19 protein-coding genes and 1 riboswitch are annotated in these 23920 nt (G+C 72.6%); of the genes, 10 read left to right on the forward strand and 9 right to left on the reverse strand.

Translation table 11 applies throughout. The features are described 5' to 3' along the window. Positions 1-45: 45 nt before the first annotated feature. On the reverse strand, positions 46-1332 hold the full coding sequence (locus EKD16_RS16465; RefSeq protein WP_242677007.1) for an extracellular solute-binding protein: 1287 nt from the start codon (positions 1330-1332) through the stop codon (positions 46-48). Between the two features lie 638 nt (positions 1333-1970). On the opposite strand from EKD16_RS16465, the gene EKD16_RS16470 reads away from it, so the two are divergent. Continuing rightward, positions 1971-2993 carry a coiled-coil domain-containing protein gene (locus tag EKD16_RS16470; RefSeq protein ID WP_131099195.1) on the forward strand — a complete coding sequence of 341 codons (1023 nt, stop codon included), beginning with the start codon at positions 1971-1973 and terminating at the stop codon, positions 2991-2993. A 29-nt stretch (positions 2994-3022) separates the two neighbouring features. On the opposite strand, the gene EKD16_RS16475 is transcribed toward EKD16_RS16470, so the two are convergent. Next, positions 3023-3208, reverse strand: coding sequence for a hypothetical protein (locus EKD16_RS16475; protein WP_131099196.1), 186 nt, complete (start codon positions 3206-3208; stop codon positions 3023-3025). A 548-nt stretch (positions 3209-3756) separates the two neighbouring features. On the opposite strand from EKD16_RS16475, the gene EKD16_RS16480 reads away from it, so the two are divergent. Next, complete coding sequence (locus EKD16_RS16480; RefSeq protein WP_242677008.1) at positions 3757-4920, forward strand: hypothetical protein; 1164 nt, start codon at positions 3757-3759, stop codon at positions 4918-4920. Positions 4921-5197: 277 nt separating this feature from the next. On the opposite strand, the gene metE is transcribed toward EKD16_RS16480, so the two are convergent. Beyond that, positions 5198-7468, reverse strand: coding sequence for a 5-methyltetrahydropteroyltriglutamate--homocysteine S-methyltransferase (gene metE / locus EKD16_RS16485; RefSeq protein ID WP_131099197.1), 2271 nt, complete (start codon positions 7466-7468; stop codon positions 5198-5200). A 158-nt stretch (positions 7469-7626) separates the two neighbouring features. Then, a riboswitch (cobalamin riboswitch) is annotated at positions 7627-7846 on the reverse strand. 302 nt (positions 7847-8148) lie between these two features. Between metE and EKD16_RS16490 the strand changes: the two genes are divergently transcribed. The 3 genes from EKD16_RS16490 to EKD16_RS16500 all read left to right on the forward strand — a co-directional run bounded on the left by EKD16_RS16490 (position 8149) and on the right by EKD16_RS16500 (position 12400). Continuing rightward, positions 8149-9732 (forward strand): polysaccharide deacetylase family protein, encoded by a 1584-nt coding sequence (locus EKD16_RS16490; RefSeq protein ID WP_242677009.1) that lies wholly within the window; start codon positions 8149-8151, stop codon positions 9730-9732. 311 nt (positions 9733-10043) lie between these two features. Further along, the gene (locus EKD16_RS16495; RefSeq protein ID WP_131099199.1) at positions 10044-10652 is read left to right on the forward strand and encodes a DUF6461 domain-containing protein; all 609 of its coding nucleotides are present in this window, start codon (positions 10044-10046) and stop codon (positions 10650-10652) included. Between the two features lie 242 nt (positions 10653-10894). Then, positions 10895-12400 carry a polysaccharide deacetylase family protein gene (locus EKD16_RS16500; protein ID WP_131099200.1) on the forward strand — a complete coding sequence of 502 codons (1506 nt, stop codon included), beginning with the start codon at positions 10895-10897 and terminating at the stop codon, positions 12398-12400. Positions 12401-12462: 62 nt separating this feature from the next. On the opposite strand, the gene EKD16_RS16505 is transcribed toward EKD16_RS16500, so the two are convergent. From EKD16_RS16505 to EKD16_RS16515, 3 genes are all read right to left on the reverse strand, one after another. Then, entirely contained in the window at positions 12463-13614 is a 1152-nt protein-coding gene (locus tag EKD16_RS16505) for a quinone-dependent dihydroorotate dehydrogenase (RefSeq protein WP_131099201.1), read from the reverse strand. A gap of 95 nt (positions 13615-13709) precedes the next feature. Continuing rightward, positions 13710-14639: a PAC2 family protein gene (locus tag EKD16_RS16510; RefSeq protein ID WP_131099202.1), complete on the reverse strand. Its 930-nt coding sequence runs from the start codon at positions 14637-14639 to the stop codon at positions 13710-13712. 120 nt (positions 14640-14759) lie between these two features. After that, complete coding sequence (locus EKD16_RS16515; protein ID WP_131099203.1) at positions 14760-16532, reverse strand: ABC-ATPase domain-containing protein; 1773 nt, start codon at positions 16530-16532, stop codon at positions 14760-14762. Between the two features lie 319 nt (positions 16533-16851). Here EKD16_RS16515 and EKD16_RS16520 point away from each other — a divergent pair, with 319 nt between their 5' ends. Next, a complete protein-coding gene (locus EKD16_RS16520; protein WP_131099204.1) occupies positions 16852-17031 on the forward strand; it encodes a hypothetical protein in 180 nt (59 codons plus the stop codon). 6 nt (positions 17032-17037) lie between these two features. Here the strand turns inward: EKD16_RS16520 and EKD16_RS16525 are convergent, their stop codons facing one another. Then, positions 17038-17448, reverse strand: coding sequence for a type II toxin-antitoxin system VapC family toxin (locus EKD16_RS16525; RefSeq protein WP_131099205.1), 411 nt, complete (start codon positions 17446-17448; stop codon positions 17038-17040). After that, on the reverse strand, positions 17445-17678 hold the full coding sequence (locus EKD16_RS16530) for a FitA-like ribbon-helix-helix domain-containing protein (RefSeq protein ID WP_131099206.1): 234 nt from the start codon (positions 17676-17678) through the stop codon (positions 17445-17447). The genes EKD16_RS16525 and EKD16_RS16530 overlap by 4 nt, the downstream gene beginning before the upstream one ends. Before the next feature lie 262 nt (positions 17679-17940). On the opposite strand from EKD16_RS16530, the gene EKD16_RS25845 reads away from it, so the two are divergent. Then, positions 17941-19623, forward strand: a complete 1683-nt coding sequence (locus tag EKD16_RS25845) for a serine/threonine protein kinase (RefSeq protein WP_207391323.1) — start codon at positions 17941-17943, stop codon at positions 19621-19623. A gap of 52 nt (positions 19624-19675) precedes the next feature. On the opposite strand, the gene EKD16_RS16540 is transcribed toward EKD16_RS25845, so the two are convergent. After that, positions 19676-20125, reverse strand: a complete 450-nt coding sequence (locus EKD16_RS16540) for an Lrp/AsnC family transcriptional regulator (protein WP_131099207.1) — start codon at positions 20123-20125, stop codon at positions 19676-19678. Between the two features lie 134 nt (positions 20126-20259). Between EKD16_RS16540 and EKD16_RS16545 the strand changes: the two genes are divergently transcribed. Genes EKD16_RS16545 through EKD16_RS16555 form a run of 3 tightly spaced genes read left to right on the forward strand, consistent with a single transcriptional unit; the run spans position 20260 to position 23919 of the window. Further along, positions 20260-21396: a thiamine pyrophosphate-dependent dehydrogenase E1 component subunit alpha gene (locus EKD16_RS16545; RefSeq protein WP_131099208.1), complete on the forward strand. Its 1137-nt coding sequence runs from the start codon at positions 20260-20262 to the stop codon at positions 21394-21396. A 1-nt stretch (position 21397) separates the two neighbouring features. Further along, complete coding sequence (locus EKD16_RS16550) at positions 21398-22429, forward strand: alpha-ketoacid dehydrogenase subunit beta (RefSeq protein WP_131099209.1); 1032 nt, start codon at positions 21398-21400, stop codon at positions 22427-22429. After that, positions 22426-23919, forward strand: a complete 1494-nt coding sequence (locus EKD16_RS16555; protein ID WP_131099210.1) for a dihydrolipoamide acetyltransferase family protein — start codon at positions 22426-22428, stop codon at positions 23917-23919. Before EKD16_RS16550 ends, EKD16_RS16555 begins: the two co-directional genes overlap by 4 nt. Position 23920: the final 1 nt, after the last annotated feature.

Genomic DNA, 23920 nt, shown 5'->3' on the forward strand with positions numbered 1-23920 from the left:
GGTCACCACCGAAAGGGGAGAGGCCGGGCCGCCGGGTCGGAAGGGTCAGCCTTCGCCGGTGGCGCGGCCGGCTTCCTCCACCACGGTGTTCCAGCCCTCGTCAGACGAGGCCTGGCCCTGCTCCACGGACTGCAGAGCGCTGGTGAACGCGTTGTCGATGGCCTGGGTGTCCGGGCCGTAGTAAACGGGCTCCAGCTCCATTGCGGTGGTGCTGTAGATCTCGCCGACGGGGGCGTCGTTGAAGTAGGGACGGGTGAACTCGGTGACCTTCGGGTCCTCCAGCGCCGACGGGCTGGACGGCAGCACGTTGGCCTCCTCCCAGGCGGCGAGCTGGCCGTCGGGGCTGGTCAGGAACTTGGCCAGCTTGATGGCCATCTCCTGGTTCTCACCCTGGGACGGGACCGAGAGGAAGGAGCCGCCCCAGTTGCCGCCCTCTCCGGGGACGCTGGCGACGTTCCACTGGCCGTTGCCCTCGTCGCCCGCGGTCGACTCGATGTGGCCGAGCATCCACGCCGGGCAGGGCAGGGTGGCGAAGGAGTTGTTCTGGATGCCGGCGTTCCACTCCTCCGACCAGATCGGCAGGCTGCCGGACAGGCCCGCGTCGGCCATCGCCGTCACGGTCTCGTAGGACTCACGGGTGGAGTCGTTCTGCTCCAGGACCAGGTCGCCCTCGCGGTTCTGGTAGGGCTCGCCGCCCTTCTGGGCCAGCACCGCCTTGAAGTAGGGCTGGATGGTCGAGACGAAGGATGCGCCCGTCTCGGCCTCCATGAACGTCTCACCGGTGGAGATGAAGTCGTCCCAGGTGGGCCACTGATCGGCGACCTCGGCGGGCTCGGTGGGCAGGCCGGCCTGCTCGAAGAGCGGCACGTTGTAGCACATGCCCATCGAGCCGATGTCGGTGCCCAGGCCCAGCAGCTGACCGTCGGCGCCGTGGCCCTGGTCCCACTTCCAGCCCAGGAAGTTGTCTTCGAGCTCGGCGCCGCCGTGGTCGTTGAGGTCCACGAACTGGTCGGGCTGGGCGTAGAACTGCGCGACGTTCGCCTCCTCGACCATGACGACGTCGCCCGCGCCGCTGCCGGCAGCGATGTTCTGCTGCAGCTGCTGGGTGTAGTTCGCCACGTCGGTGACGTTGCGCTCCTCGATGGTGACGCCGTTCTCTTCTTCGAACTGCTTGATGAGGGCGTCGTAGCCCGGGACCCCGAAGGTGTCCAGGACGAGCGTGCCCCCACCTTCCGAATCGGTGCCTCCGCCGCCGCACGCGGTAGCGAGGAGCAGCGCTCCACCGCCCAACATCGCGGTGGCCACATTGGCACCGCGCCTACGCTTGAACATCTGCGACCCCTTACGTCACACGAGGATTCCAAACAGATCGCGTCCCCGTACCCCCTTTTGGGAGCGCTCCCATAAGAGAAACGGGTCACACCCGCGCAGTCAATGCCCAGACACACCGAAGAAATTCAACCGTTACCGGAGGAGGGTGGCGCGCGACCCTTCCGGTACCTCCCGACTCGCACCCAGGCACCCGAAAGCGGACCCGAAACATGCTGTTCGACCTGGTGTTTCGCAGGCGGCGCCGGAGGGACGCGCCCACGCGGAGCCGGACCCGAGCGGCGCCGCGGGCCGATACCGGTCGGCAACAGTCGCGACAACGGGCCCGGCCCCGACGCATGACCGGGGCGTCGCCGCTCGGGCACCCGCTGTCAACCGAAGGGGCGACCGCAGCGCCCGCGGCATGTCGCCGTGAACCGCGCACTCGGGTCCGTAGAATCGACGACCGGGCCAAGCGCAGGCGATCAATTGGCAAACCGGACTAATTACCCTAGCCTGCGTGGAGTCAAACGCCCGCCTGTTCGCGGGCGCTCGGCATGTCCCGCCCCGACCTCCGCGGCTCGCCGAGCATCCGACGCATCCGATCCCGAAGCGCGCGCTCCCGCCCGGCATCGCGCGCGCCAGCTGAGGAGCGACCCACGTTGGAGTCCGAACGACCCGACCGCGCGAGCGACTTCGCCGACTTCTGGGCGCCCGACCCTCCGTGCCCCCGCCGCCTCGACGTCGATCCCGAGGAGCGGCGGCGCCGCTGGCCGTCCACCGCGCTGGCCGCCGCGCTCGTGGCCTCCTGCTCGCTTGTGGGCATGCCCTCCAGCCTGGCCGCCCCCCTGCCCGCCGACCCCAGCCTGTCCGAGCTGCGCGACCGCTCCGATTCCCTCAGTGACGAATACCGCGGTGAGCTGCGCGACATGGAGGCCGTGATCGACGCGGCCGAGACGGCCGAGGAGCGCGCCGACAACACCCGCCAGGAGGTCCGGGACGCCCAGAAGCAGGTGCGCAAGCTGGCCGTTGCCAGCTACACCAGCGGCGGCATCGATCCCGCCCTCGCGATGTTCGTCGAGGACGACCCGCAGGCGATCATCGACCAGGCCCAACTGGTCGGCCACCTGTCCAACACCAACCAGGACAAGGTGGACCAGCTCGAACAGGCCATCGCGCGCGACGAGAAGGCGCAGCAGAACGCCGAGGAGAAGCTGGACGCCGTCGAGAAGGACCTGGAGCAGCTGGAGGAGCGGCGCGCCGAGGTCCAGGGGATGATCGCCGACTACCCCGTCCAGGAGATGCAGGGGCCCTACAACATCACGCCCCGCACCGAGCAGATGCGCAAGCTGATCATCGAGAAGTTCGGCGAGAGCCCCGAGACCGGCGGCGTGGGCTGCTACCGCCCCAACGGCGGCTGGGTCGTCGGCGAGCACCCCAAGGGCCGCGCCTGCGACTTCATGACCAACGCCAACGGCCAGATGCCGACGGCCGAGGAGCGCGAGCGCGGGCAGGCGATCGCCGACTGGGCGCGGAACAACGCCGACCGGCTGGGCATCATGTACGTGATCTGGCGGCAGCAGATCTGGGACATCCGCCGCGGCGGCGAGGGCTGGCGCGACATGGCCGACCGGGGCAGCATCACCGAGAACCACTACGACCACGTGCACATCTCGATGTTCTAGGTGCCGGCGGCCGCGGTCGCCGACCGCGCTCAGCCTCCGGTGAGCAGGGGCGCGTAGAGCACCGACATGCAGCCGCCGAGCAGGCCCAGCACAGCGGCGATCGACAGCACGAAGACGGTCCAGGCGAGCACGCCGTACCCGCCGCCGCGCCGCTGTCCGGAAGACGGCTCCACGGCGGACGGCTCGGCGGGGCCGGTCGGGTCGGGGGAGGTCATCGCTGGCCTTTCCGCACCAGGGCCGCAGGGGCTCGGGGCTGTCCGTGGACGGGGGAACCGACGCCCTCAACCGTAGTCCGCCGCTCCGCGGCGCGCCGGGTACCGGCGGCGGCCGCGGTTGCGATCGGGCAACGATCGACCTCCGCCCGGCACACCTCCACCGCCGGCGGCCGCACCGTGCCGCCGCGCCGCCGTCGCCGAGGCGCGGGCGTATCCGCACCGTACAGGACACGAAAGAGTACGGTCCCACCACGAATCGGTGACGATCCGCGCCCACTGTCCCCGCTTGGGGCCGGGTTGCCGTCACACTCGGAGACTAGGATGCCAATCCCCGGCCCCTGCCCCCCGATCCCCCGCCCGCGTCGGCGCCGGTCGGCCGCAGAGAGGTCGGGGCCGCTAGCGGGCCGTGCGATCGGCACGGCCCCCACCGCCGCCCCGGAGCAGTCCCGGGGCACACGCGCCGAAAGCGGCCGCGGGGGTGGAACCGGGAACGCGCCGACGCGCGTCTCAGGAAGCGTCTGAAGAGTTCAGCCGGCGCGAGGGGAGTCATGAGCGACAACGGGCCCTACACACAGCCTCCGCAGTACCCGGAGGGCGAGGGCGGGTCGGGCGGGCAGCAGCCGCCCTACGGCGGCGGCTACGGCCAGCCGGGCCCCGAGCAGGGAGCGCCCCAACCCGGCCAGCCGTACGGGAGCGGGCCCTATCAGGCTCCGCAGCAGCCCCCCTACCCCCAACAGCCGCAAAGCGGGCCCTACGGCGACCCCTCGGGCGCTCACCCCGCCGGTCCCTACGGCGACCCCTCCGGCGGCCAGCCCGGGTACGGCCAGCCCGGCTACGGGCAGCCGGGCTACGGCCCGCAGCAGCCCGCCCCCCACTTCCAGCAGCCCGCCGACCAGCAGATGTTCGCCGGCGGCGGCCAGCCGCCCTACGGGCCGCCCCCGGGCGGCCCGATGGGTCCGGGCGGCGGCTACCCGCCGCCCAAGAAGAGCAACGCCGGGCTGTTCGTCGTCGTCGGCGGCGGCGCCGTCATCGTGATCCTGGTGATCGCGGTGCTGGTGGTCCTCCTGCGCAATCCGGGCGGCGGGCAGCAGCCCGTCGCGGACCCCACGCCCGATCCCGCGGAGACCGGGTCGACGCCGGAGGAGACTCCCACGGAGTCGGAGGGCACCGAGCAGGCGTCGGACAGCGGCCCCCCGTATGCGCTGCCGGAGGAGCCCTGCTCGACCATCCCGGAGGACATGCTCGGCGAGCACGGCGTCGAGGACGGCAGTAAGAGCCTCACCGACTCGTCCTCGACCTGCAACTGGTACATCGACGGCGAGGGCGACACCTACGGCAGCTTGTCGGTGTCGTATGCGACGCCGTATGCGGGCTCCGACTCCGTCGAGGGCGCCAAGGAGGAGTTCCAGTCCAACGTGGACTACGCCACCGACGAGGGCAACAGCTACAGCGAGCTGGAGGTCCACAACGAGGAGGAGGCCGACCTCGGCGACGAGGCGGTACTGGTGTTCTCCACCGAGGTCGTGCTGGACACGCAGGACTCCGTGGCCACCATGCTGATCCGCAAGGGCAACATGAACATCGAGGTGCGCTACTCCCTCTCCCCCGGCCTCAACGCCGACAAGGACACCCCGGCACCGCTGGAGTTCTCCGACGTCGAGTCGATGATGCACGACTTCGGCAAGGAGTCGCTCACCCCCATCGGCGGTTGAGCGCAGGCGCCGTGAGCGCGTGAGAGCACGCTGAGAAGGGGGTGCGGCCCGCGGGCCGCACCCCCTTCGTGTGTCCGGTTTTCTCCGCCCGCTCCCGCCGTGCGGCGGGTCCGGGCGTGCCCCGGCGGGGCGGCGCCGCACCGCCGACCGGGCGGTGCCGAGCACGGCGGCGCGGACTCCGCCGGTCGCGGTACCCGCACCGCCGTGCCGGTCCGAGGAGGGGCCGGTGCCCGACCGCTTTGGCCCCGGACCTCGGAGCGAGCCCGGTCCGCCGGTGTCAGCGGCCGATCTCGGTACGGACCCGCCGCGCCGCCTCGACCATGTTGCGCAGCGCCGGCTCGACCTCCGCGTACCCGCGGGTCTTCAGTCCGCAGTCGGGGTTGACCCACAGCTGCTCGGGCGAGAGCGCACGCAGCGCGCTGCGCAGCCCCGTCTCGATCTCCTGCACGGAGGGCACCCGCGGGGAGTGGATGTCGTAGACACCCGGCCCGATCCCGCGCCGGTACCCCTTCGACGCGAGGTCGTCCACCAGCTCCATGTGCGAGCGGGCGGCCTCCACGCTGGTGACGTCGGCGTCGAGTGCCTCGATCGCCCCGACGATCCTGCCGAACTCCGAGTAGCACATGTGCGTGTGGATGCGGGTGCTCGCCGCCGCCCCGGAGGTCGCCAGCCGGAAGGAGTCGATCGCCCAGGCCAGGTAGTCCGCGCGCAGCTCCTCGCGCAGCGGAAGCAGCTCGCGCAGGGCAGCCTCGTCGACCTGGATGTGGCGGATGCCCTCCTTCTCCAGGTCGGCGATCTCGTCGCGCAGCGCGAGCGCAACTTGGCGGGCGGTGTCGCCCAGCGGCTGGTCGTCGCGCACGAACGACCAGGCCAGCATGGTCACCGGGCCGGTGAGCATGCCCTTGACCGGCTTGTCGGTGCGGGACTGGGCGTAGGTGATCCACTCCACCGTCATCGGCTCGGGGCGCGAGACGTCACCGTAGAGGATGGGCGGACGCACGCACCGCGAACCGTAGGACTGCACCCAGCCGTTGACGGTGGTGATGTAGCCGTCCAGCTGCTCGGCGAAGTACTGCACCATGTCGTTGCGCTCGGGCTCGCCGTGCACGAGCACATCCAGGCCGATGTCCTCCTGGAGTGCGATGACGCGGTCGATCTCCGCGCGCATCAGGCGCTTGTACTCGGCCTCGCCGATGCGTCCGGCCCGGTGGTCGGCGCGGGCGCCGCGCACCTCGGGCGTCTGCGGGAACGAGCCGATGGTCGTGGTCGCCAGCACGGGTTCCTTGCCGGCGGCCGTGCGCTGCTCGTCGCCCACCCGGGTGGTCTCGCCGCCCAGCGCCTCCAGCCGGGCGCGCACCCGGGGGTCGGTGAAGGAGGCGGGGGCGGCGGAGCGGGCGGCCCGCAGCTCCTCGGCGACACCGTCGTCACCCTCGGTGAGAGCGCGGCCGAGCAGCACGACTTCGTCGACCTTCTGCCGCGCGAACGCCAGGCGCTCGCGCACCGCCGGGTCCATATCCGGCTCGGCGTCCAGGTCGATCGGCACGTGCAGCAGCGAGCAGGACGTGCTCACGTCGACGCGGCCGGCCAGGCCCAGCAGGGAGCCCAGGGTCGACAGCTTGCCGGGGACGTCGGCGCGCCAGACGTTGCGGCCGTCGACGATGCCCGCGACAAGGGTCTTGTCGCCCAGGCCGGAGACCCGGGCCAGCTCCCCGACTCCCTCGGGGCCGGCGACGAAGTCCAACCCGATCTGCTCGATCCCGGTGCGCTTGAGGGCCTCCAGCGCGTCGGTGCCGATGGCGCCGAAGTAGGTCGAGACCAGCAGCTCGGGCCGCTCGGACAGGTCGCCCAAGCGGGTGTAGGCGTACTCCAGCGAGGCGAGCTCGGCCCGGCCGTCGTCGGCGGCCAGGATCGGCTCGTCGATCTGCACCGACGCCGCTCCGGCGGCCGACAGCTGCGCGAGCAGCTCGGAGTAGGCCGCCAGCAGGTCGTCGAGCAGTTCGAGCGTCCGCCACCCCGGGGGCGCGTCGGCGGCGGGCTTGGCCAGCAGCAGGAAGGTCAGCGGGCCGACCAGCACCGGCCGGGTCTCGATCCCCAATCCTTTGGCCTGGGTGTACTCCGATAGCGGCTTGCCGCCGGCCAGGCGCGGACGTGTCGCCGGGGAAAGCTCGGGGACCAGGTAGTGGTAGTTCGTGTCGAACCACTTGGTCATCTCCATGGGCTGGAGTTCCCCGGTGCCGCGCGCCATGGCGAAGTACGCCGCGAGCTCGGATTCGCGGTCCGAGGCGGCCTCGAACATATGGCGGAAGCGCTCGGGCACGAGCCCGAACAGGACCGCGGTGTCGAGGACGTGGTCGTAGTAGGAGAACGTGTTGGACGGAGCGGTGCCGATCCCGGCATCGCGCAGCGACTCCCAGACGCCGCGGCGCAGGTGTGCCGCGACGGCGTCGAGTTCGGCGGCGCCGGTCCGGCCCGCCCAGTGGGACTCCTCGGCCCGCTTCAGCTCGCGGTCGGGTCCGATGCGCGGGTATCCGTGAACGGTCGTGGTCATCAGGCGGCACCGCCCTCGAACGGGTGGCCGTATCGCATGGCTTGTTCTCTCCCTCGTCGATAAGCCGGACGATCCGCGGCCGCGGGGGAGGGTGCGCGAGCGCACAAGCGCCACCGCCCTGGCCCTCCCGCGAGGCACACGGACCACCGCGAACGCGTCCGCGCTCGCGGGCGGTGGCAGGTGTTCGGACTCGTGGGCGCGGTGCGGACCGTTCGGCCCGCTCCTCCTACCGGCCGCCGCTTCCCAGGCGCGTCGCCCAGTGCCGATGGCGGCTTTCGTTCCCACATACCGCTGCGGGGCAGTCCCGGATTCGCACCGGGTTCCCTCTTGCGACACGCACAGCGAACCGTGCGTGTACCGACCGCGACTGCCACTATAGACCAGGCCGTCATGAGCGCCCGAGGACGGATCCGCAGCACGGGAAGCCTGGGGCCGCGCGGGTCCGACCGGGTTCGCCGCCTTCGTCCGTGCACCGCGCCGAACCGCTGCGGCCGATTGCCGGACCTTGAGCGGTTGATGACCGGATTTTGACGCATCCCATGCATAGCGCGCTCCGACATGGGGTTACGCTCGACGATTGGACCGTGTCCGAATTGATATGTCATTCGCGGAACCACACGGATTCCCCGGGCGACACAGTCACCGGCCCCCTCTCACAGACCGACAAGGACCCGCACCAGTTGAAGCACCACCCCCTTGGCCTGCATATGACTCCCCTTTGCCCCCGACCACCCAAGGCTGCCGGATTCCGGTCGGCGGATGTCCGCGCCGCTTCGGCGGCGGTCGCGCTGGCCCTGGCACTCACGGCTTGCACCGGAGGCGAAGCGGATCCGGCCGCATCGGGCGGGTCCGCGTCGCCTTCACCGTCGTCCACGCCCGCCACGGGCGAGCGTGACGAACTGACGGTCGTCGACAGCAAGCACATCCCCGGCCTGGAGGAGAAGACCGTCACCGAGGACTTGGCGGGCGGGGTCGAGGCCGAGCTGTCCTACCCGAGCATCCCCAACGCCGATCCGTTCACCGACCGCCTCGCCGAGATCATCAAGCTGGAGGCCCACGACTTCGCGGGTGCCGAGCCGGACGCGAAGTCGTACTCGGTCGACTGGGACGTCAGCGTGGCCCGAGGCAACGTGATGGCGGTCCGCCTGACCCAGCGGGAGAAGGACGGCGACGGCGAGCGCACCCGCCACTCCACCTACTGGTACAACACCGAGTCCGGCCACACCGCCTACTCCACCGAACTGCTGGCCGGCCAGGAGCAGCTGGAGAAGCTGCACAGCCTGGTCGAGGACCGGCTCTTGGACCGGGACGGCGTCAGGTCCGCGTCACTGCAGCCCATCGCCGAGGTGTACGACTCCCTGGGATTCAACGCGAACGGCGACCTGGTGGCGGAGTTCGACGAGGGCCAGGTCGCGCCCGCCGGGAAGGGGCGCGTCCGTGCGGTCGTGCCCGCGGACGAGGTGCGGCCCCTGCTGTCGTCCTTGGGCGAGCGGGCACAGCAGGCGGCGGTGGTCGTCACACCGAAGTTCGAGATCGAGCAAGCCGCCAGCGCGCCCAAGGGCGGCAAGTCGGCGGGCAGCGTTCCGGGCATGCACCCGCCGGCGGCCGGGGAGGTCGACTGCGACGATCCCTCGTCCAAATGCATCGCCCTGACCTTCGACGACGGCCCGGGGGCCCGCACACCGCGACTGCTGAACGCGCTGGAGAAGCACGATGCCAAGGCGACGTTCTTCGTCACCGGCGGCCCGGTGCGCCAGCACCCCGACACCGTGCGCCGCACCTACGCCGAGGGCCACGAACTGGCCAACCACACGGTGCACCACCCTGATCTGACCTCGATCGCGAAGAGCGGTGTCACCGACGAGCTGACGACCGTCAACAAGCTGGTGCGCCGCGAGACGGGCTACACCATGGACCTGATGCGCCCGCCCTACGGCGCCACCGACGGCGCCGTCGCCGATGTCGCCGAGAAGATGGGCCAAGCCCAGATCCTGTGGAACGTCGACACCTACGACTGGCGCGACCGCGACGCGGGGATCGTCAGCGACCGGGCCGTACAGCGGGCCCAGCCGGGCTCCATAGTGCTGATGCACGACATCCACAGCACCACCGTCAAGGCCGTGCCCGAGATCCTGGAGCGGTTGGACGACAAGGGTTACACCATGGTCACGGTGTCGCAACTGCTCGGCGAGACCGAGCCCGGCAAGAAGTACACCGAGGGCAAGCCGGAGGAGTCCCCGGACTCGCCGTCGCCCAGTCCGTAACCTCGGCGCGCGGCTGCCACCAGCGGATCCGCGGAATCCGGTGCAGGCAGGCGTCGGGGGGAAGACGGCGCGAACGCGGGATGTCCCCGATGCGGGGGAACCCCGCGTTCGCGCGTAGGCTGGTGCGCCGTGGCGCAGGGACACCCCGCCGGATACCCGGTTACCCGCGCAGGGGCCGCCGAACCATTCCACCGTGTCCTGAAACGGCCGCTTGACAGGCTTCCGTGGGGGAACGCGATGGTTGAGGGCGGTCGTTCCCGACGACGAGAGCAGCCACCACAGCGTGCCCCGTGGACGTGAAGGGAATTCCGATGGCCGTTGCGTTAGCCCGCGACTATGCCTGGTTGCGGGAGACTCAGCCGGACCTCGCCGAAGCGTACTGCCTCTCCTACGTCCGAGGACTCGGCAAGACCGCCGCCCTGGGCCGGCTCGGCGTCGCCGAGCGCGACCTGCGGTCGCTGCCCATCGCCGAGGCCGTCGAGGCCGCCCTGTGCGCCGAAGGCCGCCCCCCGATGACGGTCCACGCGCTCTCGGTCGGCGGCTGGACGGTGATCATCGAGCCCACCGGCTGCCGGGTGACCCGGCCGGAGTGCTACCGCACACTCTCCGCCGAGACGGAGCTGGTCTCGGTACGGGTGCTGATGGACCACCGCTACGAGTTCCGCTGGGTGATCGACGGCGTGCTGCAGACCTTCTTCGACGCACGCACTCCGCAGGTGCGGCGCGGCACGCGCCCCGACGCGCTGGAAGGGCCGATGAACGCCGTCGGCTTGGGCGGCACGGCCCCCGAGTGCGACCCGGGCGAGGGCGTGCTGGCGCTGGCCGACCGGGTGACCGGCGTGCGCATCCGCTCCTCCCACCTGGCCGGTCCGCTACTGGGTGCCGAACTCGACTCCGCGCTTCCGCTGGCGCCGCGCTGAGCCCGTGCGCCGCCGGGCCTGCGGGCCGGGGCGCACACGGGCGCCGGGCCGGGGTGCGGCGTCGCCTCCGGTGTCGATCATTGGCCTGATGTGGACAGTTGCCGGGTTGCGGTACTACCCGCACCGCGCGTGACCTACGTTTTCCTGCGTAACCTGCGCAGATGCCGTGGTGCGCGCGGGCCCGGCGGAGTCCCGCCCCTTCGGCCGCGGCGCCCCGCCTCGTGGAAGGAACCTCCCGGCGCATGTCCCCATCCCCGAGCGGCTCCGAACCGGCCCCGCGGCGGCTCCGCCCCCCAGGAGGGATCCGGTCCCTGATCGGCGCCGCGGCGCTGGCCGCGGCGACCGGCTGCAACGCGCTGGCCCTGCCCGCTCCGCCGCCCACGGAGTTCACCTCCTTCGCGGCCGAGAACGTGACCGGCCTCGGCGAGTCCCGCGTCGGCGGCCTCGGCGGCGACGGGCTCACCGTGCGCGCGTCGGTGCCCGAGATCCCCGATGCCCTTCCGCTCACCGACCGCCTCACCGCGATCGTCGAACAGGAGGCGGCCGACTTCCGCGACGCCCTGCCCCGAGCCGAGCGGCTGGAGGTCGACTGGGAGCTGACGGCGGCGGGGAAGGGGGTGGTCGGCGTACGCCTCACGCGCACCGAGACCGACCACCGCGGCAGCCACGATGCCTACTCCACCTACTACTACGACACCCGCACCGGGCGCACCGCCTACTCCACCGAGCTGCTGGCCGGCGACTCCGAGCTGCGCGAGCTGAACCGGCGCGTCGCCGCGGAACTGAAGGGCACCGCCGCCGAGGCCGCCGGCCTGTATCCCGGTTTCCGGCTCTACGATTCCATCGGCTTCAACCACGACGGCGGCCTCGTCGCCGAGTTCGACGCCGGCCGGGCGGCGCCCGTCGGCCAGGGGCGGATCGCCGCCGCCGTGCCCGCCGGCGACGCCCGGCCGCTGCTGTCGGAGCTGGGCGAGCGCGTGCTGGCGGCCTCGCGCATGGATCCGCGCGCGTTCTCGGTGGAGTCCCCGCCCGCCCAGGATCCGCCCGCCGACCCCCGCGTCCCGGGCTCCCGCCCCGGCGGCGGCGACCACGCGTGCGGCGTCGAGACCAACTGCGTGGCGCTGACGTTCGACGACGGACCCGCCGGTCCGACGGACGAGGTGCTGGACGTGCTGGCCGAGTACGACGCCGAGGCCACGTTCTTCCTCTCCGGCCACGCGATCCGCAGCCGGCCCGCGCTACTGGGCCGCGCGTGGTCGCAGGGCCACGGGATCGGCAACCACGGCGACACCCACGAGTCGTTCCCGCAGCTGAGCCGGGCAGAGCTGGACGCCGAACTGACCACCGTGGATGCGCTGATCCGCCGCGAAACCGGTACCGAGGTCGACATCCTGCGCCCTCCGTTCGGCCACACCGACGGCACGGTCGCCGAGGTCGCGGCCGAGCACGGCCAGGCGCAGATCGTCTGGGACACCGATTCCCGGGACTGGACCGGCATCTCCGCCGAGGAGATCGTCGCCAACGTCGTCGCGCGCACTCCGCCCAACGGGCTGGTGCTCATGCACGACACGGAGAAGCACACGGCCGCCGCCCTGCCCGCGATCCTGGAGCACTTCGCCGCGCAGGGCTACGCTCTGGTGACCGTCTCCGACCTGCTCGGCGGCACCGAAGCCGGCGAGCTGTACTACAGCATGGATCCGGCGGCCAACGACGTGTGCATCCAGCTGAACGGCTGCCCGCTGGGTTGACGGCTCCACCCGGCTTGCTCCGGTGGCCGTGTTCGGCGCCGAGCACGGCCACCGGGGCAAGGTCAGCGACGGGAATCCGGCGCAGCAGCGGGGACCGGTTCCTCCTGCTCGGCGACGTCGGCGCCCACCGCGTCGGCGATCGACGCGTAGCCCGAGGAGCGCACCAGGCGTGCCAGGCCGCGGTGCATGCGGCGCGGCCACAGCGGCCCGCCGTAGATCAGCCCGGTGTAGCCCTGCACGAGGGTGGCGCCCGCGCGGATGCGCGCCCAGGCGTCCTCGGGCGTGGAGATCCCGCCCACGGCGATCAGCAGCAGCCCCTCGCCGGCACGGGAGCGCAGCCGACGCAGTACCTCCAGGGATCGTTCGCGCAGCGGAGCGCCGGAGAGGCCGCCCTCCCCGGCCGCGGCGACCTCCTCGGCCGGACTGCGCAGTCCGGCACGCGAGACGGTGGTGTTGGTCGCGATGACACCGTCCAGGCCGAGCTCGACGGCGAGGTCGGCGACCGCGTCGACGTCGCCGTCGGCAAGGTCCGGGGCGATCTTGACCAGCAGCGGCAGCGTGCGGTGCCCGCTGCCGTCGAGCGCGCTCCGCACGGCGAGCAGCAGCGGGCGCAGCCGCTCGACGGCCTGCAGGTCGCGCAGGCCGGGGGTGTTCGGCGAACTGACGTTGACCACCAGGTAGTCGGCGAACGGCGCCAGGCACCGCGCGCTCGCGGCGTAGTCGTCGGCCGCCTCGTCGTCGGGCACCGCCTTGGTCTTGCCGATGTTCACACCCACCACGGGGCGGTGCCCGCCGCCCCTGGAGCGCAGCGCGCGCAGGTGGTCGGCCGCCACGACGGAGCCGTGGTTGTTGAACCCCATGCGGTTGACGATCGCGGAGTCGGCGGTCAGCCGGAACAGTCGCGGTCGCGGATTGCCCGGCTGCGGGTGGGCGGTCACCGTGCCGACCTCGACGTGGCCGAATCCGAGGGCGGTCAGTCCGGCGACGCCCTCGGCGTTCTTGTCGAAGCCGGCCGCCAGACCCACCGGCCCCGGAATCTCCCGGCCGAACGCGCGCACGGTGAGGCCGCGCCGGCGCGGCGCGCGTACCGGCCGCACGGCCTCGGCCGCGCCGGGCACGGCGGCGAGACCGCGCAGGGCCGCGAAGCTCAGGCGGTGGATCGTCTCGGCGTCGGTGTGCCGCAGTACGGCGTGGAAGAGGAACTGGTAGAGCACGGGCTTTTCCGGATTCGGGTACGGGGTCGGGGGACGTCGGGACCCGCGTGCGCCGGGTGCCTGTCGGACGCGGGCGGCGCCGTGGTGCGGCGGTCTCAGCCGTCGCCGCGCTCGCGGTCGGCGAGGTAGCGCTCCAGTTCCGCGCCGAGCTCGTCGGCGGTGGGCAGATCGGTGGCGTCATCACCGAAGAGGGGCCGTTGGACCCCCTCCTCGCCGGCGTTCTCGCGGGCGGTCATGAAGTCGTCGTACTGCTGCTCCAGGTTGGCGACCACGCGCTGCACCTCCTCGGACGCCTGCACCTGCTGCTCGATCTCCGCATCGGTCTGCTGGGCGGTCTCCTCCAGACTCTCGCCCGGCAGCGCCAGCCCGGTGGCACCGGCGACGAACTCCAGAGCGGCGATGGCGGCCCGCGGGTACTCCGATTGGGAGAGGTAGCTGGGCACGTGCACCGCATAGCCCACCGCGTCGTGGCCGGCCTCGCCCAGCCGGTACTCCAGCAGGGCGGCCGCGCCCGCGGGGACGTTGACCCGGCCGATCCAGGGCGTGTGCCCCGACACCAGCTCGGCGCGGGTGGCGTGGGCGGTAGCGGTCGTGGGCCGGGTGTGCGGCACCGCCATCGGGATGCCGTGGACGCCGACGGTGAGGGTGACCGAGAACCGCTCGATCAGCTCGCGCACCGCCTCCGCGAACGCCTCCCACTCGTGGTCGGGTTCGAGTCCGTGCAGCAGCAGGAACGGGGTGCCCTCGCCGTCGCGGAGCCGGTAGAGGGTCAGGTTGGGCGGGGTGTATTCGGTGAAGGCGTTCTCGACGAAGGTCATCATGGGCCGACGGGAGCGGTAGTCGAGCAGCCGGTCGACGTCGAAGACGGCGATCTCCTCGGCGTCGGACGCGGCGAACAGCGCGTCGGCGGCCTGGCGACCGACCGTACCGGCGTCCATGAACCCGTCGAGAACGACTAGCAGCACCGCCCCGGCGGTCTCGTCTGCGCCGGGGCGGAGCTGGTAGAGGTCAGCGTGGTCACGCACCTGGAAGTGTCTCCATTCGCACACGGGGTGGCAGGAACGCGCGGCGGTATCACGCGCGGACGGATGCGCCGTCCACAATAGTCGAGCGCCGCAGCGCCGCCTCCGCGGGCGGAGCGGGGGTCAGTGCGAACGCAGCACCCGCAGGCTGCGCAACCGGTTCAAGGCCCCGGCGATCTCGTGGCGCCGCGGGAGCACGTAGTCGCCCGCGTAGCCGCGACCCAGCGCCGTCACTCCGTCGTCGCCCAGCCGCTCCTCCAGGGCGTCCAGCGCCTCGCCGAGCGTCCTGTCGCCGCCGAGCAGGCCGTCCTCGGACAGCAGCCGCATGGCCAGTCCCACACCGATGATCTGGCCGGGATCGACCAGCTGCGCGAGGTTGCGCACGTCGACGTCGTTCTCGCCGAAGGTGAGCACGTCCATGTCCCGGCGCTTGATGCGGGAGCGGCCGCGCGCGGTGGCGTCCACCGAGCGCGCGTCGACCACCCGGCGGGCGGGCGCGGGGAAGTCGGCGTCGGTGCGGGCCGACGCCAGCTCGCGGGCCTGCTCGGTGACGTCGTAGGGGCGGTACCCGTCGAGCATGATCACCTGGTCGGCGACGTCGAAGTAGTCGCCGCTGCCGCCCATCACGAGCACCGTCGAAACCCCGTGGTCGCGGCGCAGCGGGCGGATCAAATCGACGAAGGGGGTCAGCGGCTCGCGGTCGCCGTGCACCAGCCGCTGCATCCTGGCGTCGCGGATCATCAGGTTGGTGGCCGTGGTGTCCTCGTCGATGAGCAGGGCGTGTGAGCCGGCCTCCAGCGCCTCGGCGATATTGGCGGCCTGCGAGGTGGATCCGGAGGCGTTCTCCGTGGAGAAGTCGGCGGTGTCCGCGCCGGTGGGCAGGTTGCGCACGAACGCGCTGATGTCGGTGCGCTCGACCTGGCGCCCCTCCTCGGCGCGGATCTTGACCGCGTCGGCTCGGGAGACCACCAGCTCGCGCCCGTCGCCGGGCACGTGGTCGTAGACGCCGCGCTCCAGGGCGTGCAGCAGGGTGGACTTGCCGTGGAAGCCGCCGCCGACGATGAGGGTGATGCCCTCGGGGATGCCCAGGCCCTCGACCTCGCCGGCGTGGGGCAGTTCCACGGAGTAGCGCAGGCTCTCCGGGGAGCGGAACGGGACCGCGGTGCCCTGCATGGGCAGGTCGCTGACGCCGCTGCGGCGCGGCAGCACCGAGCCGTCGGCGACGAACGCCACCAGGCCCCGTTCGGCCAACCGGTCGCGCAGCGCACAGGTGTCCTCGACGGTGTCGGCGAAGGCGGTGGCCTCGGCGGTGTCCAGTTCCGGCCAGCGCAGCGAGTCGACCATGTCGGGCAGCCGCTCGCACAGTTCGCGCTCGGCGGTGCGACCGTCGATGCGGCGGCCGTGGCCGGGCATCTCGATACCCAGCCGCAGCAGTACCTCGCCGTCGCGGATCTGGCAGGCGGCGCGGTCCAGGACCTCCTGGCCGCCGGCGTCGATGCGCAGCCGGGCACCCTTGAGCGCGCGGTAGGCGCGGCGCACCAGGTAGTCGGCGGTGGCGCGGCGGCGCACCGGGCTGTGCCAGGCGGCGTCCGGCAGTTCGGCGACGTCGGCGGGGATGCGGACGGAGACGCGGGACGGCGGGGCGAAGGGGTCGGACTGCACCCGCTCCACGGTCAGCGTGAAGTCGGGGAAGGTCCAGTCGCCGGTGAGGGACTTGTAGCGGCCGTAGGAGGAGCCGTCCATCTTGCGCAGCTCCTCGGCCAGCCGGGCGTCGTCGCGGCGGCCGCGGATCTCGGGCTGATCGCGGCGCCCTCCGCCGCCGCCCGGACCGCCGCCGCGCCGCTCGGGGCGTCCTTGGCCGTGGCGGCGGTCCTGTCCCCCGTACCGTCCAGGCATCGGTCGGTTCCCTCCTAGTGGGTCTCGGTGACTGCGTCCTCGGCGCCACAGCGGATCGCCCGCGACTCGGACGGACAGCCTGTTTGCGGTGCTACGGGCGCCGGTACACGCCCTCTACCCGGGGCGTCGGCGCCCATACCGGTTGCCCGGCGCCGCGCCGGGCACCTCCCCCGACCGGGCGTCACCCGGCCGTGGTTTGATTCGTCCCGCGGCGTCCCGTTCGAAGGCGGCGGGCGGCTCGGCCGGGCGCGTCGCCCCGGCGATCGGTGTTCCGCCCCGCGCCGCACGGCGGCTGGTGCCGATCGCCCACCCTAAACGAGTGAGTCCGATGTCTTCGGTCGTCGGCGGGACGGCTCGGGCCCGCTGGGCGGCCTTGTGGCCTGCCGAGCGGCGGGCGGACCAGGCCCGATCGCCGCGCGCCACCCTGTCCTCGGTCCCGGCCCTGCGCGGCCGAGTCCGCCGCTACGACCTGCCCGAGGAGCGGCCGATCGTGGGGTGAGGCTCCTCACTCATCGCGCGGATAGTGGATGATCCGCGCATTGTGACCGACCGCCTTGGCGAATTTCGCGTCGTCGGTCAGCAGGGGAAGGTCCAACGCTTCGGCGAGTGCTACGTACATGGCGTCATAGGCCGTGAAGTTGTTGCGCAGCGCGTACGCACGAGATTGCAGGGGAGCCATCGCGTGACGCGTAATGCGCAACGCCTGGTACCGGACGAGCATCCGTTCCGCCCGTTCCGGGGTGATCCGCACCCCGGGCTTGCTGGTGATGGACAAGCCCCGCACCACGCTGGAAACCTCCGCGTCGACGAGCGCGGGAGCGTGCACTCTGCGCGCCAAACGACGACGCAGCAGATCGTCTTCCCGGCGGGCCGCAAGCAACCTGATGACGATGGAACAGTCGACGACCATGCTCATCGGCGGCCGTCGGCCGTGAAGTCGCGCAAGTCTTCGATCGTGTATGCGATCGGCTCGTCTTCCGAGAGCCGCGCCATGGTCTCCGCCGGATCCGGAAGGGATGCCTCTTCGATGATCAAGTCACGCAGATAGGCAGCCAGCGACTGGCCCCTTTCCGCTGCCCGAGCTTTGAGAGTCTCCACGGCCTCGGCAGGGACACCCCGGATCTGGACTACGTTCGTCTCGCCCATGACACCACACTAGCATGCAGGCTGCATGCACACCCAGCTCCTTTGTCGGCGAACCGCTGCATCGTTCCCATAACGCCCGCTTTCCCGCTGAACCGGATCGGCGTATCCCGCGTCCTACGCATCGCGGCCGCTCAGCGGCGGGGCCGGGTCCGGCCAGGTGCCGCGGCCTGCGGCCGAGCGGCCGGGGTGCGCACGGCCGCTACCGTGGCGGGGCGGTGCGCACCGCTGGCGGGGAACGTGGAAGCAGCGACAAGGGGGACGGATGCCGGCAGGCCGGCCATTGCACGCAGGCGATCCCGCGAGTGTCGGCGGTTACCGGCTGACCGGGAGGCTCGGCCAGGGCGGTCAGGGAGTCGTCTACCTGGGGACCGCGCCCGACGGCACCGAGGTCGCGGTCAAGGTGCTCAGTGCCGAGTGGGCCGAGGACCCCGGTTTCCGCCGCAGGTTCGAGCGCGAGGCGCGGGCGGCCCGGCAGGTGGCCTCCTTCTGTACGGCACAGGTGCTCGACGCCTCCTTCGAGGTCGCCCAGCCCTACATCGTCAGCGAGTACGTGCACGGCCCGTCGCTCAAGGAGGCGGTCGAGCGCCAAGGCCCGACTTCGGGGGCCGAGCTGCACCGGCTGGCGGTGGCGACGGCCACCGCGCTGGTGGCGGTGCACGAGGCGGGCATCGTGCACCGCGACTTCAAGCCCGCCAATGTGCTCATGGCGAACCAGGGGCCGCGCGTCATCGACTTCGGCATCGCCCAGACCGGCGATGTGACGGGAACGCAGACGCAGTCGGTGATCGGCACGCCCGGTTTCATGGCACCGGAGCAGATCGCGGGCGAGGCGGTGAGCCAGGCCGTCGACGTCTTCGCGTGGGGCGCGGTAATGGTGTTCGCGGCCACCGGGCGGGCCCCCTTCTCCGGAGACTCGATCCCGGCCGTCATCCACCAGGTCATGTCGGCCACGCCCGACCTGCAGAGCGTGGAGGAGCCCTGGCGGTCGGTGGTCGAGCAGTGCCTGGCCAAGGACCCGGGCCGGCGCCCGAGCTCGGCCGAACTGCTGATGCGGCTGCTGGGCAGGCGCGACTCCGGGGCCGCCGAGGAGCCGCACGCCTCCGGCCCCGGCGACCCCGCACCCGATGCGCACGTCGAGGCGGGCGGCGACGCGCCCGGCGGCGCACGCTCCGCAGCGCAGCCCGCCGCGGACGGAATCCCCGCCCGATCCGCGGCTGCGCCCGCGAAGGCCGACACGGCCGCGGCAGGCGGGGAAGCCGGGGAAAGCGGCGACCGCAGAAGCCCGGCACGCAAGCGGCTGGCCGTCACCGGCGCGGCACTCGCGCTGCTGCTGGTCGTCGGCGCCGGCGGCTACGCGGCTTGGGCGGCGCGCAGCCCCGACACGCCATCGGCAGACCAGGACGTCGCGCCGCAGAACCAGGACCCGGTGGCCGCGGCGCCCTCGGTCACCGGAGCGCCCTCTCCGACCTCCGGTGCCTCACCGAGCCCGCAGCAGAGCCCGTCCGCGGCCGCCGAGGCCCAGGCCGACGTCTCGGCCGCGGAAACGCCCTCCATGGAGCCCTCGGAATCCGCACCGCAGGAGGACGGGGCGGAAGGGGGCTCGGGCGAGTCCGAGGAGGACAAGGTGACCTTCTCCGCGGAGTTCGCCGGACGCTGGGTGGGCCACGGCACCTTCCCCAACGGGACTCAGCGCAGCTACGACCTGGTCATCGAGGCGGGCAGCCGGACGGCGTCGGTCACCACCTCCGACAACGCCTGCAGGTGGGCCTTCGAGATATTCCGCACCAACAACAAGGGCGGCTACGACGGCTGGATGAACACCGGGGCCGGCTGCGGCCCCCACAAGGGCGGCGGCTTCTGGATCGACGGCGGCCGCCTCGTGGTGATGCTTTGGGGCGAGCAGGGCAACTTCGAACCGCACTTCTTCTGGCTGGACCGCCCCTGACGCCCTGACGCGGTGACGCGCGCCGCATCCGGCGGCACGCGCGGCGGCGGGCTCAGCGCGGCCCCTGCAGGGTGGGCTCGTCCAGGATGAACATGGTCTGGGTGCTGCGGACCTCGGGGATCCGCTGCAGCCGCTCCAGCACGAACGTGCGCAGGGCGGCCGCGTCGGCGACCCGCACGAGCAGCAGCAGGTCGACGTCTCCGGAGACCAGCGCGGCGTGGTCGACCTCGGGGATGTCGCGCAGATAGTCGCGGAAGCGCTCCCACGAATGCTGCTCGATGCGCACCGAGACGTAGGCGGCCAGCCCCTTGCCGTACTTCTCGTGGTCGATGACGGCGGTGAACCCGCGGATGACGCCTTGGCCGCGCAGCCGGTCCAGCCGCGCGTAGGCGTTGGCGCGGGAGATGTGCGCCTGCGCGGCCACCGCGCGGATGGACATGCGGCCGTCGGCGCGCAGCAGCTCGATGATGGCGTGGTCGACGTCGTCGAGGGCCGCTGCCATGTGTCTCACCTCACACCGACGGAGTACCCGCACTCTGAGACGGATCCGGTCATTGAACCCCGTTGACTAGCCATCTGTCTACTTTGCGCGGCAGTTCATGGACATTATGCGGTATCCGGTCGCATATTCAGACCATGACGACCAGCGACGCGCCACCCGTTGCGGCTCCCTTTCTGCCCTCCTTGGAGCCCATCCGGTTGATCGACCACGAGGGGCGCCGAGCCCCGGAGTCCGCCGGCGCCGGGTTCGCCCCGCCCGGTCCCGACACGCTGCTCGCCCTGCTGCGCGCGATGGTCGTCGGCCGCCGCTTCGACGACCAGGCCGGCGCGCTGGCAAAGCAGGGCCGGCTCGCCGTTTACCCTTCCAGCCGCGGCCAGGAGGCCTGCCAGGTCGGCGGGGTACTGGCGCTGGCCGAGCGCGACTGGCTGTTCCCCACCTACCGCGACTGCGTCTCACTGGTCACCCGGGGCGTGGATCCGGTCGAGGTGCTCACGCTGCTGCGCGGCGACTGGCACTGCGGCTACGACCCGCGGGCGCACCGCTGCGCGCCGCAGTGCACGCCGCTGGCCACCAACGCCTCCCACGCCGTCGGACTGACCTACGCCGCCCGCCGCAAGGGCGCCGACACCGCCGCGCTGGTGCTGATGGGCGATGGCGCGACCAGCGAGGGCGACGCGCACGAGGCCTACAACTTCGCCGCCGTCTGGAACGCGCCGGTCGTCTTTCTGATCCAGAACAACCAGTGGGCCATCAGCGTGCCGCTGCACAAGCAGACCGCGGCACCCACCCTCGCGCACAAGGCCGTGGGCTACGGCATGCGCGGCTACCACGTCGACGGCAACGACGCCGCCGCCGTGAACGCGGTCGTCTCCCGGGCACTGGCCGAGGCCCGCGCCGGGGGCGGCCCGGCCCTGGTCGAGGCCCGCACCTACCGGATCGAGCCGCACACCAACTCCGACGCCCCGCAGCGCTACCGCGAGGACGCCGAGGTGGAGCACTGGCGGCGCCGCGATCCGCTCGCCCGCCTGGAGGCGCTGCTGCGCAGCGAAGGGCTGCTCGACGACGCCGGAAAGGCCGAGTTCGACGACCGGGCCGACCGGCTCGCCGCATCGGTGCGCGAGCGGCTCGCCCAGCCCCCGCACCGCTCCCCCGACGAACTGTTCGCCCACGTCTACGCCGAGCCGACGGCGGCCCTGCGCCGCCAGCGCGCCGCTGTGCGCGAGGTCGCGGCACACGCCGAGCGCTCACGCGACGGAAACGGAGGCCGCTGACATGGCGCGCTACAGCCTCGGCCAGGCTCTCAACCAGGCGCTGCGCGACGCGATGGCCGCCGACCCCGATGTGGTGGTCTACGGCGAGGACGTCGGAGCCCTGGGCGGGGTGTTCCGGGTGACCGACGGGCTCAGCGCCGAGTTCGGCGAGGACCGCTGCTTCGACTCCCCGCTGGCCGAGTCGGGCATCGCGGGCACCGCGGTAGGCATGGCGATGTACGGCCGCCGCCCGGTGGTGGAGATGCAGTTCGACGCGTTCGCCTACCCCGCCTTCCAGCAGGTGGTGTCGCACATCGCCAAGATGCGCAACCGCACCAGCGGGCGCGTGGAACTCCCCTTGGTGATCCGCATCCCCTACGGCGGCGGCATCGGCGCGGTCGAGCACCACGGCGACTCCTCGGAGACCTACTACGCGCACACGCCGGGACTGCGGGTCGTCACCCCCGCGACCGCGGCCGACGGCTACTCGATGCTGCGCGAGGCGGTGGAATCGCCCGATCCGGTCGTCTTCCTGGAGCCCAAGCGCCGCTACTGGGCCACCGAGGACGTGCAGCTGCCGGCGCGCACGGCCGCGCTGGACCGCGCCACCGTCCGCCGCGAGGGAGCCGACCTGACCCTCATCGCCTACGGTCCCACGGTCGACACCGCGCTGCTGGCCGCCGAGGCGGCGGCCGAGGAAGGGCACGAGGCCGAGGTGATCGACCTGCGCAGCCTCTCCCCCTTCGACGACGCCGCAGTGGCGGCCTCGGTGCGCCGCACGGGGCGCGCGGTCGTCGTCCACGAGGCTCCCGAGTTCGCCGGCTACGGCGCCGAGGTGGCCGCCCGCCTCACCGAGCAGTGCTTCCACTACCTGGAGGCGCCGGTGCTGCGGGTGTGCGGGTTGGACATCCCCTACCCGCCGCCGCACCTGGAGGAGTACCACCTGCCCGGAACCGACCGGATCCTCGCCGCGATCGACCGGCTGCAGTGGGAGTCCTCCTGGGTGCCCGAACCGGAGCGGGCCGGGCGGCCGCGCGCGGAGGTGGGGGCATGAGCGGGGCTCAGGACGGGGAGGTGCGCCGCTTCCTGCTGCCCGACCTCGGCGAAGGGCTGACGGCGGCCGAGATCGTGGAGTGGCTGGTCGCGGTGGGCGATGCCGTGGCCGTCGATCAGCCGGTGGCCGAGGTCGAGACCGCCAAGGCGGCGGTGCAGGTGCCCTGCCCGTTCGGCGGGACCGTGGCCGAACTGCACGGGGCGCCCGGCGAGACCGTCGCCGTCGGTTCACCGCTGGTCAGCGTCCACACGCACGTCGGGGACCCGCCCGAGGCACCCGCCGAGCCGCAAGCACCCGCCGCGCCCGACGGCCCCGTCCGATCCGGACCGGACGCGGAGGCGACCGGCGGGTCGGTACCCGGCGCCCCCGACGGCGGCGGCGCAACCGGCTCCGGCGCCGTGCTGGTGGGCTACGGCACCCGCCCCGAAGGCCCGTCCCGCCGCCGCCCCCCGCGGCGGGACGCCACGGGGGAGGCTCCGCGGACAACGGCGTCGGCGGAGCCTCCCCCGCGCCCCGGCGGCCCGCGCGGGCAGCGGGCGCCGGTGATCTCGCCGCTGGTGCGCCGCGTCGCCCGCGAACACGGGATCGACGCCGCTTCGCTCACCGGCAGCGGTGAAGGCGGCCTCGTACTGCGCCGGGACGTGGAGGCGGCCGTCGCCGCCGCGCCGTCCGCGGCGGCCGACCCGCTCGTGCCCCGCGCCCGCACCGGAGCCAACGGCGGCGGCGCCCTCCGGCCGCAGAGCGCGGAACCGGTGCCCGCCGCGGCGCCCGCGCCGGCCCCCGACCGCTCCCCCGCCGGCGCGGAGCGGGTCGCCCTGTCCGCGCCGCACCGCGAGATGGCCCGGCGGATGGCCCGCTCCCGGCGGGAGATCCCCGAGGCCACCGTGTGGGTGGACGCCGACGCCACCGGACTGCTGGAGCTGCGGACGGCGCTCAACGAGGCCGACCCCGAGCGCCCGGTGAGCCTGCTCGCCCTGCTGGCCCGCTTCTGCGTCGTGGGTCTCGACCGCTTCCCCGCACTGAATTCCCGGTTCGACCCGGAAAGCGAGGAGCTCCTGCGTCCGCCGGGTGTCGAGCTGGGCTTCGCCGCGCAGACCGCCCGCGGTCTGGTCGTCCCGGTCGTAGGTGCGGCCCACGCGCTGACCACCCGGCAACTCTCGGCGGAGCTGGGGGCGCTCACCGAGCAGGCCCGCGCGGGCACGCTGCCTCCGGCCCGGCTGAGCAGCGGCACGTTCACGGTCAACAACTACGGTGTCTTCGGTGTCGACGGAGCAGCCGCCGTCATCAACCACCCCGAGTCGGCGATCGCGGGGATGGGGCGCATCGTCGACCGGCCGTGGGTCGTCGGCGAGGAGCTCGCGGTGCGTCCGGTGACCGAGCTGACCCTGGCCTTCGACCACCGGGTCTGCGACGGCGCGGAGGCCGGCGCGTTCCTGCGCTTCATCGCCGACTGCGTGGAGCGCCCGGCGAGGCTGATCGGCGACATGTGAG

The sequence above is a fragment of the Streptomonospora litoralis genome, from assembly GCF_004323735.1.
Classification (GTDB): domain Bacteria; phylum Actinomycetota; class Actinomycetes; order Streptosporangiales; family Streptosporangiaceae; genus Streptomonospora; species Streptomonospora litoralis.